Below are 17,815 nucleotides of genomic sequence, written 5' to 3'. Positions count from 1 at the left end.
TCGAAGGAGGCTTGAAGAAGCATGGACAAAATCGCAGAACAGTTCCGGACCCCGCCCAAAGACTATTCCCCCGCGCCGATATGGTGGTGGAGCGGCGATCGGCTGGAATTGGACAGACTGCGCTGGCAGATGGACCTGTTCAAGGAGGGCGGCGTCTACAATCTGGTCGTCCTGAATCTGGCGCCGACCGGCCCGATGTATGGCTCGGATGCCGACCGGCCCCGATTTCTATCGGAGGAATGGTGGGATATCTTCGATGGCGTCTGCGCGTATGCCGACGAGATCGGTATGCGGATCTGGTTTTACGACCAAATCGGTTTCTCCGGCGCCAATCTTCAGGGTGAACTGGTACGGGAAAACGCCGGTTATGCCGGGCAGCATCTCGAGTGCCTCGTAACGGAAGGAACGGGCCTGCTGGAAGCGCATTGCCCTTCAGGCGGCACACCGCTGACGGCAACGGCCGCAGCAATCGATGAGGATGGCCGGACGACGGGACCGTTCGAGTCTGTCCCCGTCGAAGATCGGCGTGCCTCCATCGAATGTTCCACACCGCATCGGCTGCGGTTGATCTATACGGTCCAGCGCAATTTCGATTATTTTTCAGCCGAGGCTTGCGACCGATTGCTCGGCATGGTGCACAAAGAATTCGAGCGGCGCCTTGGCAAGTGGTTCGGCCGCGTGATCGTCGGCTCGTTCCAGGATGAGCTGCCGAATGTGCCCGCCTGGAGTGCGGAATTCGCCGAAGCTTTTGCCGCGCGGAAGGGTTACGACTTACTCGAGTACGCCTCTTATTTGTGGGAGGGCGAGCATAGCGAGGCGCAGCAGGTCCGCATGGACTATCAGGAAGTGCGCGCGGAGCTGGCTGAAGAAGCATTTTTTATTCCTTTCTACGAATGGCACGTGCGAAACGGACTCATCTGTGGATTTGACCAGCAGGGTCCTGCAAGGGAAGGAGACGCTCCGGGAGGTGTACGCAGCTATGCCGATTACTTGCGGACGCACCGTTGGTACGGCGCCCCGGGCAGCGACCATCACGGCGAAACCAAAATCCACAGCTCGCTCGCACATCTGAATGGCCGCGAACGGGTATGGATCGAAGTGTTCCACAGCAGCGGATGGGGCGGAACCTTGGAGGAAACCTACGATTGGCTGATTCCGTGGATCCGCGCAGGCGGCAACCTGTATAACCCGCATGCTGCTTATTACAGCACGCGGGGAGGCTGGTATGAATGGGCTCCGCCGTCGACCTGCTGGCGGCAGCCCTATTGGCGGCATTATTCCCGGTTCGCTGACGCTGTGAGCCGGCTCTGCTACTTGCTGACCCGAGGCAGCCACGTATGCGATATCGGCGTCTTGTTCCCGACGGCGACGGTTCAGGCGCATCACACCCTGCAGGGGCCGCTCGAGCCGACTTTGCTCGCTAGAGATTGCTACCGCGCCCTGGTCGGCAAAATGTATTGGAACATGCCCAAGACCGGCGTTCTTGACGGAGATGGCAGGGATTTCGACGTGCTCAGTGACGAAGCGGTCACCGAGGCGGTCGTCAGGGACGGCAGACTGCTGATCCGAGACGAGAGCTATCGAGCCGTCGTGCTTCCGGCCTGCTCCGTCGTCCGGGAACGGACAGCGGAGATTCTGGTCCGTTTCGCTGAAAACGGCGGCCTGCTGATCGCGGTAGGAACGATTCCCGGGCCACCGTCTACCGGAGGCGAATGGACGGTTAAGCTTAAGGGTTTATTCGATCGCGGGCAAGCGCGTTTCATCGCTTCCGCCGAAGCGCTGCCGGACGCGCTGTCGGGGTTGCCGAAAGAAATCGAAGCGGCCGTGCCGACCCTTCACCGGCGCGTAGACGATTATGATCTCTTGTTCGTGCCTTCGCTATTTCCGATGGCGACGGAACATGGTCCGTTTACCGTATGGCAGCATCCCGATTACAGCTTTTCTCCAGACCGTTACGTTCGTGAAACCTCGATTACTGTACGGGAAAAAGTGCGGGATGCCGAGCTTTGGGATCCCCTCTCCGGTGAGCGTCGTCCCGCCGCCGTATCGCAGGACGCCGAAGGCCGCAGTGTGATCACCGTGCCGTTCGATCAGGGACCCGCTTCCGTACTGGTATGGAAAAGGACGGATGAACGTTCGAAACCCTTGAGATCGGAAGAGAAACCGGCTGACTCGTCACCCCTTCACCAAGGCGTTCTCGCGGAAATCAGCGGTCGATGGAAGACCAAGCTCGTACCGACGCTGGATAACCGGTTCGGAGATTTTGACAAGCCGAATTCTCCAGGGTCTCCTCCCGTGTCCACCTGGTATTTCGGGCATCGCAAGGAATCGCCCGGAATCGACGGCATTACGGCCGGTTGGCAGTGTGAAAACGGTGACAACGGCTGGACAGGGGTTCAGGCAACGTTCGGCGTTTACGGACAGTGGACGGGTCCCGCGGCTGAGCATGAATTACCTGCGCCCCATTCGGACATGAGTGCTCCGGCAAGCCGCGAAGTGAAGTGGAAGGCTGCGGAATATTCCCTTACGCGGGGCATTGCCCATGATCGCATTCACGTTCGCACGCTAGGTCCGAAGGCGCACGTACCAAGCGAATTTCTCGCTTTCGGTACCGTCGAGGCCGGCGAGGCGGTGCAGGTGCGGACCGCCGCCTGGTCCGATGAAGAGCAGACGCTCCTTCTGGCGGTTGGTGCCGGCGCTGACAAGCGGATCTGGGTGAACGGCCAGGAGGCCGAGTCAACTGACCGGGGTTATCTTGCCTATTTCCCTGTCCGTCTTCGCGAAGGGCTCAACGCGCTCGAATTCAGGCTGACCGCGAGAACCAAGCAGGAGCTGCGCGCCTATTGGTCATTCGTTCGCAGCAGGGACAATTTCGCGCGGCCGGAATGGCTGCAAGTGCCTGCCCCTTATGTCAAGGACGATCGGGTCACTTTCACCGGCAAGGTTCATCTTCCTTTCCCTCCGGTGAGGGGGACGATCCAGATGGCGGCGGACGGCACCGCAAGCATAAGAGTCAACGGAACGACCGTCGGAAGGCAGGGCGGCTTCGATCCGTACGCTAAGGGCAGACGGGTTCTGCCTTATCCGGTGTCATGCTTCCGGCAAGGTGAGAATACAATCGAGGTGGTCATGGAGGACATCGGCAAGGCCGCCGGCATCCTGATCGACGGCATCGCCGAAGCGGAGGACGGGCGAACGGTCACCTTCCCATCGGGAACCGATTGGACCGTGTGCCGAGAGGCTCATAGCCCACAGCAAGCGGACCTCTGGCTGGATTGGAAAATCAATGACCTGTCTATCCAGGAACCGGCCTACCACGAGCTTTGGCGCAGGCCGCATCCGCTTCCGGGGGCCGAATGGATTGAAGACCGGACGGCGGACGGAACCGTCGTCACGCTCGACGTAGACGCCGGCTTAGCGAGCGGTTCGGTGGAATGGCTTCGCTGGACTCTCCCGCCAGGCGCGACGCACGCCATCATTCCGGCGGACGGGGAAGCCCGGCTGTGGGTGGACGGGAAGGAAATCCCTATCGTCGAAGAGAGCACGAAGCTGCCGAATCCAGAGGGCGTCCGGAGGACCGCCGTGCTTCGCATCATTCCGAATCGCGGCAAAACCGGAGGCGGTATACTCCGAGGTCCTGTCACCTATCGTGTCGGAACCGGCCGCATGGAGCCGGGCGACTGGACGGCTCAGGGCCTCGAAACCTATTCCGGCGGTGTTCATTATGAATCGGCTGTCAACCTGGACCGTACGCCGAAAGGCAGGGTTATTCTCGACCTTGGCGAAGTCAGAGGCACAGCTGAGGTACGCGTTAACGAGCGTCAGGCCGGGATCTGTATCTGGTCCCCTTACCGGCTCGACGTGACCGAGCTGCTGACAGTCGGGAACAACCGGATCGAAATCACCGTGTTCAACACGATCGCCAACTATTTGCATGGAGCGAGTCCGACCCACTACATCGTGGAAGGCCAGCTGCGGTCGGGGCTTTTCGGTCCGGTACGGCTTCTTTCAGAAACCCGTATAGGAAGATCGACAATCCTTAAATGAACCCGCCAAAGCCATCGCGGCTTTTCGCCGGGAAATCGTAACAATCGTTGTTCCTGTCGTCCTTCACCAATAACAATGAAAGCCACTCCTAGGTTAGGAGTGGCTTTGACTTTTATACCTGCTCTACCACATCATCTGCATCTGTGGGATAAGCGAGTTCTTTTGGTGTTTCCCAAGCAGACAATCTCTCCAAAACGGCTTCTAAGCGTGTAAATTATTCATCTATACCCAGGCGTCATTCGAATATCCGCGCTCTTCCCAATAGCCGATATGATTTTCTGATATCAGCTCGATTCTGTTCAGCCATTTGACGGATTTGTAGGCATACATCCTGGGGACGATCAGGCGTACGGGCCCGCCCAGGTCGCTAGGAATCGGCTTGCCGTCATGCATAACAGCGACCATAACGTCATCCATAGACGCTTGCTCCAGTGTCAGCGTGTCCGTGTAGACACCGTCACCTGAGTAGAATTTGACGTTTTTTGCCCCTGGTTTAACTCCGGCTAATTGAAGCAGTTGTGCGAGCGGGATTCCCTCCCAGGTGTTCTTATAGACCGACCACCCTGTGACGCAGTGAAAATCGCTGACCTGCACGGACCGCTTTAAATTGACGAACTGTTCCCAATCCCATTTCATGCTTTTCTCGACAAGCCCGTTGATCGTAAAAGACCAGTTCTTATTCGTAAACATCGGAATCGGCGCAACCGTGTAGACTCGAAAATGGCCTTGCGCCCCGCCTCCAGCAGGCGGCATGGACGCTGGCAGCGGAATGGGGTCAGGCATCAGTGAGTTGGCGTTGTCCTTGATTAGCTGGTCGATGGAGTTACTCCCACCCGCGCTGCCGAGCGAGTAAACCAGCCATTTCATAAAAGACGGGCCCAGGGTTACCGCCAGCCCGGCTCCGATTGCTCCGCGAATAAATGCCCTCCGTGTATAAAATGGCGGCTGGGATACGCCTTCCACCTTCTTTTCAATGTCTGTGCGTTTAACTATGCTTCGACGTTCAGCTGCCTTGAGCCACTTCAATCTTGTTACCGAATGATAAATGATGTATGGAAGACCTATCCAGGTCAATACGTCATGCAGGACCAGCGCCATGTTCGTTGCTCTTGGCCCGGCCATCCGGAACTGCCACAATAGGATGCCTGAAGCAAACCAGCCCAAGAGCAGTCCTAGGACGACCAGCACGTTAAACCGCTGCCAAGGTCTCTTCTTCAGCTTCTTCCAGTGCTTCCCCGCCAGGAACAGATAATAAATGACCGGCAGGATCGACAGGATACCGACAGTAACATGGCCCCATTTGATCCAAACTCTGCCTTCGCCCAGGAATCCTCGCCAGAATCCGCTGATAAGAACAAGTCCTGTCAGCGCTAAGATGGCGACGATCCAGCCGTTCCAGGCATGAAGCGAGACTAGCTTCTTGCCGTAATCACGGCGAATACGCTCCATTATTCCTCTCATGCTTGCTTCCGCCTTTCCGCATCGCGGGTTTCATTCACATGCCGTTAATCGATCAGAATCCGGACACACGGTAAACCAGAACGCGCTTCCCTGAAGCCCGTTATCTCTAACGCCGATTTGACCTCCGTACTGCTCAACCATGCGTTTGGCAATCGACAAGCCGAGTCCCGCTCCTCCACCTTCCCTGCTTCGTGAGCGGTCCGAACGATAGAACCGGTCAAAAACCCGTTCCTTCTCTTCATCCGCAATTCCTTCACCCTCATCCGACACGGTAAACTTGACCATGTATCCGTCTAGTTCCCCTGTTTGCTCGGCTTCAATCATAATCAGACCGTGACGGGGGGAGTGCCTGACGGCATTTTCAAGCAGGTTCTGCAATATTCGTTCTAGATGCTGCGGTGCGATCCGAATACGGAGCGGCTGCTCGGGGAGCTTCACCTTAAGCTGAAGCGATTTCGCTTCCATCGGCATGGTGAATCTCACCAGAAGCTCCACGAGGACGTCCTCGGCAATCGACAACCGCTCTGCACCCGTTCCGCGCCTCCCCGCGTCAAGCGTTGACAATTCAAATATATCCTGGATCAACTCCCCAAGCCTTACGGTCTCCGAGCGAATGGTGGAAAGGTAGTTGCGGAAGGTCTCCTCGTCTTGGATAACGCCATCCTCCAGTGCCTCCGCATAAGACTGGACGGAGGCGAGCGGGGTTCTTAAATCATGCGCCATGTTCGCCACAAGCTCCCGCTGCGCTGATTCGGCCGCCCTTATCTGGCGGAAGCTCTCCTCAAGACTGCTTCCCATATGATTAAACTGCTCTGCAAGTTGCTTAAATTCCTTCAATCCCGTTTGGGGAACCCGGGCCTTCAGGTCGCCGGCGGCAATCCTCCCCGCACCTTCGCCGAGCCGCTTTACCGAAGCTTCCAGGGGGCGGACCAGTACGAAATGCAGCAGTGCGGATGCGGCTCCGGCTCCGATCGTAGCCGCCGTCAGCCACAGAAACTGCTCCATACTCAGCAGCATGTAACGGTAGAACGCCGTCAGTAAAAAAATTATGCAGGCGATGCTGATTGCATTCGCAAGCCATAACCAGGTGCGCAGCTTCATCGGTCCGATCCCTTGCCTTCCAGCTTATATCCAATTCCCCATACTGTCTTGATCCATACAGGGTCAGAGGGGTTTGCTTCAATCTTTTCCCGAAGACGGCGAATATGAACCGTCACGGTAGTCGTGTCCCCATCATAAGCAACATCCCATAGTTGACTAAGGACCTGGCTTCGTGAGAACACTTTGCCGGGGTATTCGGCAAGTAAATGAAGGAGATCGAATTCCTTGGCGGTCAGCTCTACTTCTTCCCCCCAGACGGTCACCCGTCTTTCTTGCGGGAAAATCGCAAGCCCTTCAAACTCGATCGTCAAATCAGGCCCGTTGCCGTTGTTTGATTGCATTCCCTTTGTGGCGGTTCCCGAGTGTATACCCGCCCTTCTTAAAATATTTTTGACACGAAGTACCAGCTCTCTGGGACTAAACGGTTTCGTCATATAGTCATCGGCACCCATCGTAAGACCCAGCAGCCGGTCGGCCTCTTCACCCCGTGCCGTGAGCATGATGATCGGGGTTTCATCGGTTTGACGTACCCGGTCGCAGATGTCTAGTCCGCCAAGCTTGGGCATCATCAGATCAAGCACCAGCAAATCCGGACGATGTTCCTCCCACAGCCTGATAGCCTCCTCGCCGTCCTCCGCTACCCAAACGGTCCAGCCCTCGCGCTCCAAATACCGCTGACACACATCGGTAATATTACGTTCATCATCCGCTACTACAATGTTCACGCTCATGTCGGTTCCTCCAATTAAGCTGCATCCTTATTTGTGCTCGATTATAAGTGATTCGCAGCCGTTTGGACAGGCACAAGGTTATCCTGCGCTTGCGCCCGTTTCGACTTTTTCATAGGTTTTCTACATGCCGCCTTTGCCCATGCCGTTTGTCGTCGCATCTTTCTCCGGCATGTCACTATGATCCGTGCCCATCCCTTTTTGCGATGGTTCCATCATGTTTGTGTCTTCACTGTTCATGTTTTCTTCTTTCATATCCTGGCTGCCCATCATATCCTTTGTGTCGGTTCCGCCCATTTCGTTTTGAACATGGTTGCCTTCACTCGTCATCTGATTACCCATATCCTTATCCCCAGAACTGCAGGCACTTAAAGAGAGGACGCTTCCAATGAGCATTATGGACCAAAATAATTTCTTCATCCTGTTACCTCCTGATTTGTTTTATATTCCGCCGCATGCAATCATCTTAATGGATAATGCTAACCATACAAGAACGAACCCCTTGCGATTCCCTTAACAAAAGATTAAGAAAGTCTTACAGGCAGATCGAACAAACACGTGATTTCATTTAACTAATTGTACGTACATTGATCCGCCGGACTAAGCACCTCCCAGAGCACGTAAACAGCCCCCACCTTTAGGTGAGGGCTGTTTAGTGTCACACAGAATTTGCGCCTAATCCGTAAGCCGATTATTTTGCTGCAACTTCGGCGGAAGTTTTGACCGGGGTAAGCGTTACCCCGCTTGTATTGAAGATGGATCCGTCATCCGATACGTATTGATATTCTTCTGTATCGCTGCTGAAGAGCTTGAATGTTCCGGTGGAATCCTCATAAAGCTCTTCCTTGACCGGAAAGCCGGATTTCTGATCTACATACACAATGTACTGCATATTGGCCAGCGTGTTGTCGTCAATATAGGACTGATAGCTGTCTCTCATAAGCTTATTCAGAGTTTTCCCGCCGGGCGTTTGCTCGGTTCCGACGGATGTCCAATAGCTGGCTTTATAATTGTTCTTTACGCCGCTAAAACCGAGATTTTTTTTGTCCGACGGTTCGAAAGGCTTTGGATCATCGGATCTCTTGAGCATTTTCCCGCTGACGGGATCGCCGTTTGGGTCCCGCTGAATCACGACCATGACGTTGTTGCCGTTGAGAAAGTAAGTGCTTTTATAGCTCAGCAGCTGATGATCGGCTGAATAATCCCTTACATCCGATCTGAAATCCTTCGTTTGCGGATTATACCAATGTTCCATTGTAACGTTCTGACTGCCGTCGGTTCTCGAATAAGTGGTCTTACCGTATTCAATCGTTCCCTGGGCTTTGTCCGATGATGTAACCGACGTGTCAGTCAGTGCAGGCGCCGTCATGACCGTATTTTTCGGAATGGCGTCGCTTCCCTTTGCCGCAAATGCGGTCATGGTGCCGAAGCTGGCGATGACGAGCGCCGACGCCAGGACGGTACCGGTTATTTTTTTGCTTGTGACTGCTTCGAAAAGTTTCATGTTCTATGCCTCCGGATTTGAGATTTGCAGTTGGGATGCGCATTTCCAACTTGCACTTTCATTATAAAAGCGCCTTATTTCATAACTATCGGCAAGTTGTAAATTAGTTGTATGATCCGGGAAGGATGATCCGAACGACGGTTCCTTCGTTCAAGCGGTTTTGAATGTCGAGCTCACCCTTATGCAGCCTGACGATTTCGGCACAAATAGCAAGTCCCAATCCGGCGCCGCGGTTCGTCTGCGAGCGAGCTTGATCCACCTTGAAAAACGGCTCAAACACGTTCGGGATATCCTGTTCGGGTATCCCGATACCTTCGTCCTGCACTTCGATGACATATTGGTGGTCGTTTGTCTTGTACCCGCGGATACGGATGCGGTCTCCGGCATTCGAAGCTTTAATGGAATTGTCGATCAGATTGGTGCATAGAATTTGGATCAAATCTTTTTCCATCGGCAGTCTTATGGCTTCTACGGTCATGGACAAACCCACCTGCGCCTTTTCCAGCTGCGGTCTCATCGTTTGCACGGACTCTTCAAGTACCGTTTCCATCTCCCAGACGGTCATCCGGGGTTCGTTATTTTCGAACAGAATGAGGTCCATGAGTTTAAAAGCGAGGCTCTCCAGCCGTTTTCCTTCGCTGTATATATAATGGAGGGACTTGTAGAACACTTCTTCATTAAATGTCGCCGTTCTGAGCAAGTCGGCGTATCCGATAATGGAAGTAAGCGGCGTCTTTAACTCATGCGTCAAGTAATGAATAAACCGCTGCTTGTTCCTGTCGGTCGTCTCCAACGCATTGACTTTTTCCTCGATCGCCTCTGCCATTTTGTTGAACTGCTCCGCAAGCAGGCCAATCTCGTCCCTCGAGATCACGTTAACGCGATGCGTATACCGGCCCGAAGCTATCGTCTGTGCGGATCTGGTGAGCATGCGGATGGAGCGTGTGAGAAACCAAATCAATCCGTACAGGCCGGCAGCCAGGACGACGGTAATGACAATATTGATTCTGATAAAATTTCGGATCTGCGCGTTCTTATCCTCATAAATGCCGGTCAAATCCAGGCTGTATGTGAGCTTAAAATCGCTCCCGCTCAGAGTGAGCACGCCGGCGACAAACAAAACGCTCTTATGGCCGAAGCTGCGAATGATATATTTTCTGTCCCCGGGCTCTTCTACTTCAAGCTCAGGTCTCGGGCCGGCAACCGTTTCGGATAAATTGGTGAATACCGTTTGATTCCGATTGTTCTTAATTTCAATAGATGCATTGCCCGGATCAAAGGATTTCAGGTACTTGGATGCGTTATGCTGCAAAAACTCGTCTACACCTTCTTTTGTGGTATTCAGCAGCTGGTTCAAATTGTTGATATACGACCAGTCTGTTTCGATTTGAGCGGTTATTATATGCTGCTCCGATAAACCTCTATCGACTTCCCTTACCTGATTGTGATTGAAATTATGCTGGATCAGGTAAAAGGAAGCTGCATTAAACAGCACTTCAAAGAGAAGGAAGGTGCACCAGAACACTTTCAGCCACAGCTTCATGAGAGAACCTCGAGCCGGTAACCGAATTTATAGACGGTCTTAATCCGGTCTTCCCACCCCAGCTTTTTGCGTATTTTTTGGATATGAATATCGACGGTTCTCGTCTCGCCGATATACTCGTAGTCCCAGACATGTTCAAGAATTTTTTCCCTGGACAGGGCTTTGTTTCGGTTGTGGATGAGAAGCAGGAGCAGCTCGTATTCTTTCAACGTAAGATCGACGATGAAGCCATCTCGCTTGACCGTGCGTTCCTCCAGATCAATCTCGAGCCCCCCGAAATCCATGCGATCGCTTTTCCTGCCGTAACGGCGAAGCACCGCTTCGATTCTGGCCAGCAGCTCCATTGCTTCAAAAGGCTTGACGATATAGTCATCGGCCCCCATCTTCAATCCTTTTACCTTATCGATAAGGGCGCTTCGGGCCGTCAGGAAAATCACCGGCACTTCGCTGTTCTTGAAGCGGTCCAATAGCTCGTACCCCTCCATGTCGGGTAGAGAGATATCCAGCAGCACCAAATCGGGCGAAAAATCTGTGAGAATGCATTGCGCTTCTTGACCGCTGTAAGCCTGCCGGCAATCGTATCCTGCCAATTCAAGATTCAGTTTGATCAGATCGGAAATCGCCGGGTCATCTTCAATGATGATTATTTTTTCCATTTCAATACCTCTCAGATATGATTTCCTTCCTCCTTGATGATAGATGAAATGGCACACGAACCTATCTCCAAGTTGTAAACAAGTTGTAAACTTTATTTAGGTGTGATGAGGTGTAAGTGACAGGAAAAGGAATCACTGTAGCGCCATTTTAGCACGTGCGAAATCCGAGCAGACTTGGTAATTCATGTAAACGTCCTGCTTCGTAGAACGCAAAAATTTCGCTACAAGATCACTTATGTAATCTCCTATTTCAGACGATGATTTTTTGCTCCTCCCTTCCTTCTTTTTTTCATTTCATATAAAATGAATTAGCACTATGTAAACAAATACATAGTTTCGCTTCACCGAAACTATGCGTTCGGCATTTTTTTACACCAAGAAAGGATGACTTGCATTGAATGTAAACACTTCGTCCGTGCTCCATAACCGCTCGTTTTTGCGCTTATGGATCGCACGGATTTTCTCGGCCAGCGCGTTTCAAATTCTGTCCGTCGTCATTGGCTGGCAGATGTACGCACTGACGGACAGCGCCTTTCAGCTCGGCTTTGTCGGCCTGGCCCAGTTCGTGCCTATGCTGCTGCTGACGCTGCCGGCCGGGCAGACGGCGGATCGCTATGATCGCCGTACCATCGTCTATCTTTGCCAACTCATGGAGTGCGCTGTCGTCGTCTTACTCGTCATCAGCAGCTTGGAGGGCTGGATCACCTCCATCCATTTGTTGATCGCCGCTGCCATTCTCGGCGCCTGTCGTACCTTCGAAGGCCCGGCTTCCGCCGCCCTTGTGCCGGATATCGTTGACCGTGAGCAGCTGCCGCAGGCAGCCGCCTGGTCCGCCTCGGGGATGCAAACGGCGATGATCGTCGGGCCTTCGCTCGGGGGCCTACTCGTGATCTGGGGCATCTCTACCGCCTACATAACAACGCTGGTCGCGCTCCTTATATCCGTCGTACTGATTTTCTTCGTTAAGACCGTTCATTTCGTGAAAAAGCTGGATTCCGTCGGCATCGAAACCTTCTTCAGCGGTCTCCGGTTCGTATTCGCCCGTAAAATCATCCTGGGCACCATCTCGCTCGATCTGTTCGCCGTTCTGCTCGGCGGCGCGACGGCATTGCTGCCGATCTTTGCCGACGAAATCCTGAAGACCGGTTCGACCGGACTCGGCCTGCTTCGCTCCGCACCAGCCGTCGGGGCGATCGTCGTTTCGCTGATTCTTACGCGTATTTCGATTGAGAAAGCCATTGGCAAAACGCTGTTTGCCTCACTCGTGGTGTTTGCCTTGGCGACCATCCTGTTTGGTATCTCCCGCAACATCTGGCTTTCGCTCTTTGCGTTGTTTCTCACTGGCGCTGCCGACGTCGTCAGCGTCGTGATCCGTTCGACGCTTGTACAGGTGAACACGCCGCAAGACATGCAGGGCCGGGTCAATGCCGTGAACTCACTGTTCATCGGCACTTCCAATCAGCTCGGCGAATTTGAATCCGGTACGATGGCCGGGTTAGTCGGAGCCGTGCCGGCGACCATCATCGGCGGCGTTGGCACCCTAGCCGTTGCCGTAATCTGGATGTATTGGCTTTTCCCTGTTCTTCGGAACCTGAAGACGTACTCGACGGAAGAAGGGTAGGAACTGGAGTTCTTTGGGGAGCGAACGTTATTCATGCTTGCTTCATCCCATCTCACTAGATCTAACCCCCCATTCGTTTGTCTAACAGAAATGGATCCCAATGGTTTCACCGTTGATAAATCGGATAAGTCCTTGGCACCATCGCCAAGGGCTTTTTTATCTCTTCAGTGAATGGGGTTTATTATCGTCTTAATCATCCCATAATGCTAATCAGGCACATAACGGCGCCGCATCAAAATGGGAAGTGGTCAATAAACATGGTCTATGTATTTGTATTTTTTTTAATCCTGGACATTGTATCTTTTTTCGTCCCAAAAAACTTAAGCAGGATCGAGATTTACGCTACTTCCTTTTTTGCCTACGCATTCGGTCTTACAACGGATGTGGTATTCGACCTGCATTATAATCTCTATGGTTATCTTTCTCCTGGCTTCCAGTGGCCGTCAATGCTGGCGATTATCATGTATTTCCCATCCGTCAGCTTTCTGTTCTTGAATTTTTTCCCTTTTCATAAGAGAATGCGGTTCAAAATGATATACATTTTTGTATGGTCAGTATTTTCTGTCAGCTTTGAATGGCTAACCTTGCAGACTGACTTTTTTTATTACAACGGTTGGAAGCTGTGGTATTCAGCTGTGTTATATCCCTTTATATTCTTAATTCTTGTTTGTAATCTGAAACTCGTGAGGAAGCAATCAGCAAATCGTTAAGTGTGTTTATGGAGGATCGTTCGTGGATAATTACAGAAATGTCGAAAACGGCTTCCGCCGCTACAAAGCCCATATTTCCATTGCCGGCACCACCCAGTTTCATATCCGCAATCCGTATGTCATTGCTTGGTGGTCTGCGGCTTTTCCGGGTTTTGGGCACCTCCTGTTAAGCAAATATTTACGTGGGCTCTCCTTGTTTATCTGGGAAGTGATTGTCAATTCCAACGCAAAAATCAACCTGGCCATGGTACATTCGTTTTGCGGAAATATTGAGGCAGCAAAAGAGGTACTCGAACCCAGGTGGATGCTCATGTATATTCCGGTCTATCTGTTCGGCATTTGGGACAGCTACCGGACATCGGTCGATATGAACAAAGTTTATTTGCTCGCCGAAAAAGAAGGTGCGCCTTTTAACTCGTTTGCTATCGGAGCGATGGAGATCAATTATTTGGACAAACGACAACCCGCCATGTCGGTCATCTGGTCCTTATTTATGCCAGGACTTGGGCAGCTGCACATCCATCGCCTGCTCACTGCGTTTTTCGCACTTACTTGGACGATCCTATTTATATATTTCTCCAAGCTTCTTTTGTCTGTCCATTACCTGTTTCTCGGTCAAATCACCGAATCAACGGCCGTGCTTGACATCCAATGGCTGCTGTTTATGCCCTCCATGTGGGGATTTGCAGCGTATGATTCGTATATCAATACCGTGGAAAACAACAAGCTTTTTAACAACGAGCAAAAGGAATTCCTAATCAATCATTACCAAGACCGCTCTTTTCATGTCAAAAAGGGAAAAGTGGAGGTGTAAGCCGGTGGTACAGATCTTTTCGACGTTTGAGCATTCCACCAATTTAGAGTTAGCGCTAACGGTCTTGGAAAAAAACGGAATACATAAAGAGAACATCTTCGCTGTACCGTTAACGAACCGCAAAACGGAGCGGCGATTGTTTGACAGCATTCACAACGCGGACGGCATTTCATTGATCAGCACAGGAGCAGCGCTTGGAACGGCGTTTGCCGTCGTTGGAGCCAGTGTCGGTTTTAAGCTGGCTTGGGGGCCGATATTCTGCGGCTTGATCGGCACGTCAGTTGGTTTTATCCTTGGGGTGTGCATCGACTTGTTCTATTACAAAGTCATTAAAAAGCAGCAGCGTCTGTTACGGGGGAAAAATTCGGAAGTCATCCTCTTAATTGAGTGCGAGGAAGAGCAAGCTGATACGGTGGAAGATATTTTATGGCATCATTATGCGTTCGGAACAGCACGGATCGTTTAAGAAAATACAAAAAAGCCGCAACGATGCGGCTTTTTTCGCTTATATACCGACGCTTCATGACTCCGAATCTGGTCAAGACTCGTTTAATCTTGGTACCAAGCATCAGGGATCATCTCTCGCTCAAGTGCCAGCAGTTCTTTGATGATCCGGTCTGCATCGCTGATCGAGTTCACGAGCGGATCCGTCAGCATCGCTCTTCTCAGCTTCTCATAGCTCTGCTCCACGACGGCTTCCGCCGTGAGCTCATGCGTATCCAGCACAAGCTCCTGCATGCCCCGAATTCCCCGCGGCATCTCGCCTACATGGACCGGCTTCGCCCCGTCCATGCTCACGTCGCACAGCAGCTCCAGGAAGGAGTCGTCGCTCATATTCGTGACCGCGCCGCCATTAAGCGTATTGATGAAGAACCGTTTCCCCAAGTTGCCCACCATATTTTCGATAATATCCGTCGCGTGATCCGGGCCGAAGGTACTCATGTAATCGGCAATCGGAACATTCCCTGCAAGGAAGTCGTCTACCTGCCGCCACATCTCGTCATGACGCTGATACCGATCCTCCGTCTCCCAAATAGATAACGGCGGAATGGCATCCGGCGTCTTGCCGTGACCTTGCCAATAACGGACGTATTCCTTGGTATGGGCTGTGCAGGTAGGAATATATCCGAAAATATCGTACAGCTCATACGTAATAGCGTCGTTATGTAGCGCCTTTGCCCCACGGTCTCCGCCGTTGTTCTCCTCGCCAGCCGCTTTGCGCATCGCCTCCGCGATCGTGGGCATGACATTTTTCCCTTCGAATTCCGCTTTCAGCAGCCACGTGAAATGATTGACGCCGGCAACGCGGAAGTCGAATTTCCGGTCGATCTCCTCGCTGTACTCGCTTCTGCCCCCGATAATTCCCGCCCGTACTGCATAATAGGCCTTTTTATGCGGCATATGGTGGCTGTCGCACAGCGCGAACGATTTGAGATTCGGCGCATAGCGGTGTAACGCGATACCATGCACGGTAGACGGGTTGATATAGTTGATCACCCAAGCGTCGGGGCACAGCTCTTCAATGTCTCTGGCACATTCCATAATAACCGGCAGCTCCCGCATCGCCCGAAATATCCCGCCGGGTCCGATCGTATCCCCAGAGCACATGCGAATGCCGTATTTTAATGATACTTGGCAGTCGATGCCCCGATATTTGACCGATTGCTCTGCAAAGCTGAGTACGACAAAGTCAGCCCCCGGAAGCACCTGTCTTCGGTCCGTCGAGCCCTCCACCTTCAAAGATACGTTGTTCTCCTGGGCCACCATCTCCGCAAGTTTTACCATTTTCGAGAGTCGTTCCTCGTCCGTATCCACCAAAGCAAGCGTTCCCTGATTCAAGTATGGGGAATGGACCATCTGCCAAATCGACTGGCGACCGAAAAATAGACTGCCGGCCCCGATGACGACAACCTTAGGCTGCTGCATATTCACACCGTTCACAAATAACCCTCCTCCTATGATATAAGTCCATTATAGGAGGATGGCCGGAAAACGGAATGTGAGATAGTTTCAAGTGCATGTCATAAAGTATTATTATTAACAACTCTTTAATCCTTTGATATACTAAGTTATATCCCAGGAATGTCATACGGTAAAGGAGTCCGAGCCACCTGATGAATGCAAACATGAGTATACTCAATGAACTTTCGGAGTATGTCACGCTGGGCATAAGCTCCTATTTAGAACAAGCTCACGATAAGGATTGGACCGAACACAAGTCTCATCCCGATTACGATCTGTGGTTCATTCAATCGGGCTCCGTCAAGGTGACGATCGGCGGTTCCGAACATACGGCAGGTCCGGGAGATGCGGTATTTTTTTATCCCGATATGCCCTATATCGCTTCGACGACCGGGGACGGCTGCCGATTCATCTATGTACACTTCAATTTCGGGATCCGTGAACAACAGCGAATACTAGGCGAGTTCCAACTCCCAGGTATCGTTCCAAGCGGACTGATCCGGGAGGAAGCGGCGTTGTTCACCCATGCCTATCGACGGTTGAAACAGGGCAACGGCACACCGGGGAACCAGCTTTACTTAAAAGCCTGCCTCCTCGCCGTCATCGCCAAGATCCTTGAGCTTCACGGGCAAGGCGTCTATGCCGGCACGTTCCTGAACGGCGGGAAACCGGGAAAGACCGAAGGAAGCCTAAATGTACTGCAGGACGTGTTCCAGTATGTGGATGCAAATCTGCACCGTTCTATTCGGATGACTGAGCTCGCTGCGCTTGTTGGCGTCTCCGAAAAGTACTTTATCTCCTATTTCAAGAAAACTGTAGGCATCACGCCGGGACAGTACATTTCCCAAATCAAAATGAACCGGGCAAGAGATTATCTCTACGCCAAAAAATACACGATCCAACAGATCGCAGGCTTCCTCGGGTATCCGGATCCGTTTACCTTTTCAAAGGCCTTCAAAAAATATTACAATGTGCCTCCTTCAAAATTCGAGTAACCCTGGTTCTCTGCGCGTTCAACCTTCCATACGCCTGAGACGCGATTTCCCTCCTTGGTTCGTTGGTGCCTGATTCATTCGATTAGATGGATTCATGTATCGATCCCATACAAAAAGCCGCTTCGTTGCGGCTTTAAGATCTGTTCCCCATATATTCATTTAACCTTCTCTGCCAACTCCAAAATGATTCCTTCCGGCCCACGAACATAGCACAACTTGTAACTTTGTTCATATTGCTGAATCTCACTAAAGGTTTCCATGCCCTTCTGCTTCAATTTGGCTACGATGGCTTCAATGTCTTCAACCTCAATGGCGATATGCCGGATACCGGGCGTGTTGGCATGAGTCTGCTGAATTTCATTTTCATCTGACGGATGATCATATTTGACCAGCTCGATCCAGGCTTGGCTGTCTGACGCTCCCAAAGCTATGCAGGCTGTTTTTGCGCCACGAAGCCCGACAACCCGATCCAACAGCTCGCCTTCCATCTCCCATTCGGCCCGCACCTCAAAGCCTATATCGAGAAAAAACGCTTTGGCAGCAGAGAGATCATTTACGTTTATACCCACATGATCTATCTTTTGGACTTTCATTCCACACCACTCCTTATTCCCATGAATAATGCTGCGGATCGCACTTGAAAGACTCTAATCAGCTCAACCTATATTACCAT

Annotated in this window: 15 protein-coding genes; 6 read left to right on the top strand and 9 right to left on the bottom strand. The window is 52.1% G+C overall.

The window, feature by feature from the left end:
• The first annotated feature begins 21 nt into the window (after window positions 1-21).
• Entirely contained in the window at window positions 22-4,047 is a 4,026-nt protein-coding gene (locus FHS19_RS14160) for a glycosylhydrolase-like jelly roll fold domain-containing protein (RefSeq protein WP_183582422.1), read from the top strand.
• A 222-nt stretch (window positions 4,048-4,269) separates the two neighbouring features.
• On the opposite strand, the gene FHS19_RS14155 is transcribed toward FHS19_RS14160, so the two are convergent.
• The 7 genes from FHS19_RS14155 to FHS19_RS14125 form a co-directional block, all read right to left on the bottom strand.
• Window positions 4,270-5,508 (bottom strand): molybdopterin-dependent oxidoreductase, encoded by a 1,239-nt coding sequence (locus tag FHS19_RS14155; RefSeq protein WP_183582421.1) that lies wholly within the window; start codon window positions 5,506-5,508, stop codon window positions 4,270-4,272.
• 30 nt (window positions 5,509-5,538) lie between these two features.
• Entirely contained in the window at window positions 5,539-6,609 is a 1,071-nt protein-coding gene (locus FHS19_RS14150) for a HAMP domain-containing sensor histidine kinase (RefSeq protein WP_183582420.1), read from the bottom strand.
• A complete protein-coding gene (locus FHS19_RS14145; protein WP_183582419.1) occupies window positions 6,606-7,340 on the bottom strand; it encodes a response regulator transcription factor in 735 nt (244 codons plus the stop codon). The genes FHS19_RS14150 and FHS19_RS14145 overlap by 4 nt, the downstream gene beginning before the upstream one ends.
• Before the next feature lie 120 nt (window positions 7,341-7,460).
• On the bottom strand, window positions 7,461-7,757 hold the full coding sequence (locus FHS19_RS14140) for a hypothetical protein (RefSeq protein WP_183582418.1): 297 nt from the start codon (window positions 7,755-7,757) through the stop codon (window positions 7,461-7,463).
• A 271-nt stretch (window positions 7,758-8,028) separates the two neighbouring features.
• Window positions 8,029-8,841: a hypothetical protein gene (locus FHS19_RS14135; protein ID WP_183582417.1), complete on the bottom strand. Its 813-nt coding sequence runs from the start codon at window positions 8,839-8,841 to the stop codon at window positions 8,029-8,031.
• Between the two features lie 103 nt (window positions 8,842-8,944).
• Window positions 8,945-10,384 carry a sensor histidine kinase gene (locus FHS19_RS14130; protein ID WP_183582416.1) on the bottom strand — a complete coding sequence of 480 codons (1,440 nt, stop codon included), beginning with the start codon at window positions 10,382-10,384 and terminating at the stop codon, window positions 8,945-8,947.
• On the bottom strand, window positions 10,381-11,040 hold the full coding sequence (locus tag FHS19_RS14125; protein ID WP_183582415.1) for a response regulator transcription factor: 660 nt from the start codon (window positions 11,038-11,040) through the stop codon (window positions 10,381-10,383). Before FHS19_RS14125 ends, FHS19_RS14130 begins: the two co-directional genes overlap by 4 nt.
• Window positions 11,041-11,434: 394 nt before the next feature.
• Here FHS19_RS14125 and FHS19_RS14120 point away from each other — a divergent pair, with 394 nt between their 5' ends.
• From FHS19_RS14120 to FHS19_RS14110, 4 genes are all read left to right on the top strand, one after another.
• Entirely contained in the window at window positions 11,435-12,661 is a 1,227-nt protein-coding gene (locus FHS19_RS14120; protein WP_183582414.1) for an MFS transporter, read from the top strand.
• A gap of 203 nt (window positions 12,662-12,864) precedes the next feature.
• On the top strand, window positions 12,865-13,371 hold the full coding sequence (locus FHS19_RS35630; RefSeq protein WP_376771903.1) for a CBO0543 family protein: 507 nt from the start codon (window positions 12,865-12,867) through the stop codon (window positions 13,369-13,371).
• Window positions 13,372-13,393: 22 nt separating this feature from the next.
• The gene (locus tag FHS19_RS14115; protein WP_183582413.1) at window positions 13,394-14,185 is read left to right on the top strand and encodes a hypothetical protein; all 792 of its coding nucleotides are present in this window, start codon (window positions 13,394-13,396) and stop codon (window positions 14,183-14,185) included.
• A 4-nt stretch (window positions 14,186-14,189) separates the two neighbouring features.
• On the top strand, window positions 14,190-14,651 hold the full coding sequence (locus FHS19_RS14110; RefSeq protein ID WP_312887223.1) for a hypothetical protein: 462 nt from the start codon (window positions 14,190-14,192) through the stop codon (window positions 14,649-14,651).
• Window positions 14,652-14,734: 83 nt separating this feature from the next.
• Here FHS19_RS14110 and FHS19_RS14105 read toward each other — a convergent pair whose 3' ends face one another.
• On the bottom strand, window positions 14,735-16,126 hold the full coding sequence (locus FHS19_RS14105; RefSeq protein ID WP_183582411.1) for a family 4 glycosyl hydrolase: 1,392 nt from the start codon (window positions 16,124-16,126) through the stop codon (window positions 14,735-14,737).
• A gap of 173 nt (window positions 16,127-16,299) precedes the next feature.
• Here FHS19_RS14105 and FHS19_RS14100 point away from each other — a divergent pair, with 173 nt between their 5' ends.
• Entirely contained in the window at window positions 16,300-17,142 is an 843-nt protein-coding gene (locus tag FHS19_RS14100) for an AraC family transcriptional regulator (protein WP_183582410.1), read from the top strand.
• Window positions 17,143-17,297: 155 nt separating this feature from the next.
• Here the strand turns inward: FHS19_RS14100 and FHS19_RS14095 are convergent, their stop codons facing one another.
• Complete coding sequence (locus FHS19_RS14095; RefSeq protein ID WP_183582409.1) at window positions 17,298-17,735, bottom strand: VOC family protein; 438 nt, start codon at window positions 17,733-17,735, stop codon at window positions 17,298-17,300.
• Between the last annotated feature and the right edge of the window lie 80 nt (window positions 17,736-17,815).

This window comes from Paenibacillus rhizosphaerae (genome assembly GCF_014192015.1).
Taxonomy (GTDB): domain Bacteria; phylum Bacillota; class Bacilli; order Paenibacillales; family Paenibacillaceae; genus Paenibacillus_AQ; species Paenibacillus_AQ rhizosphaerae.
This window is presented reverse-complemented; position numbering and strand designations above follow the sequence as displayed.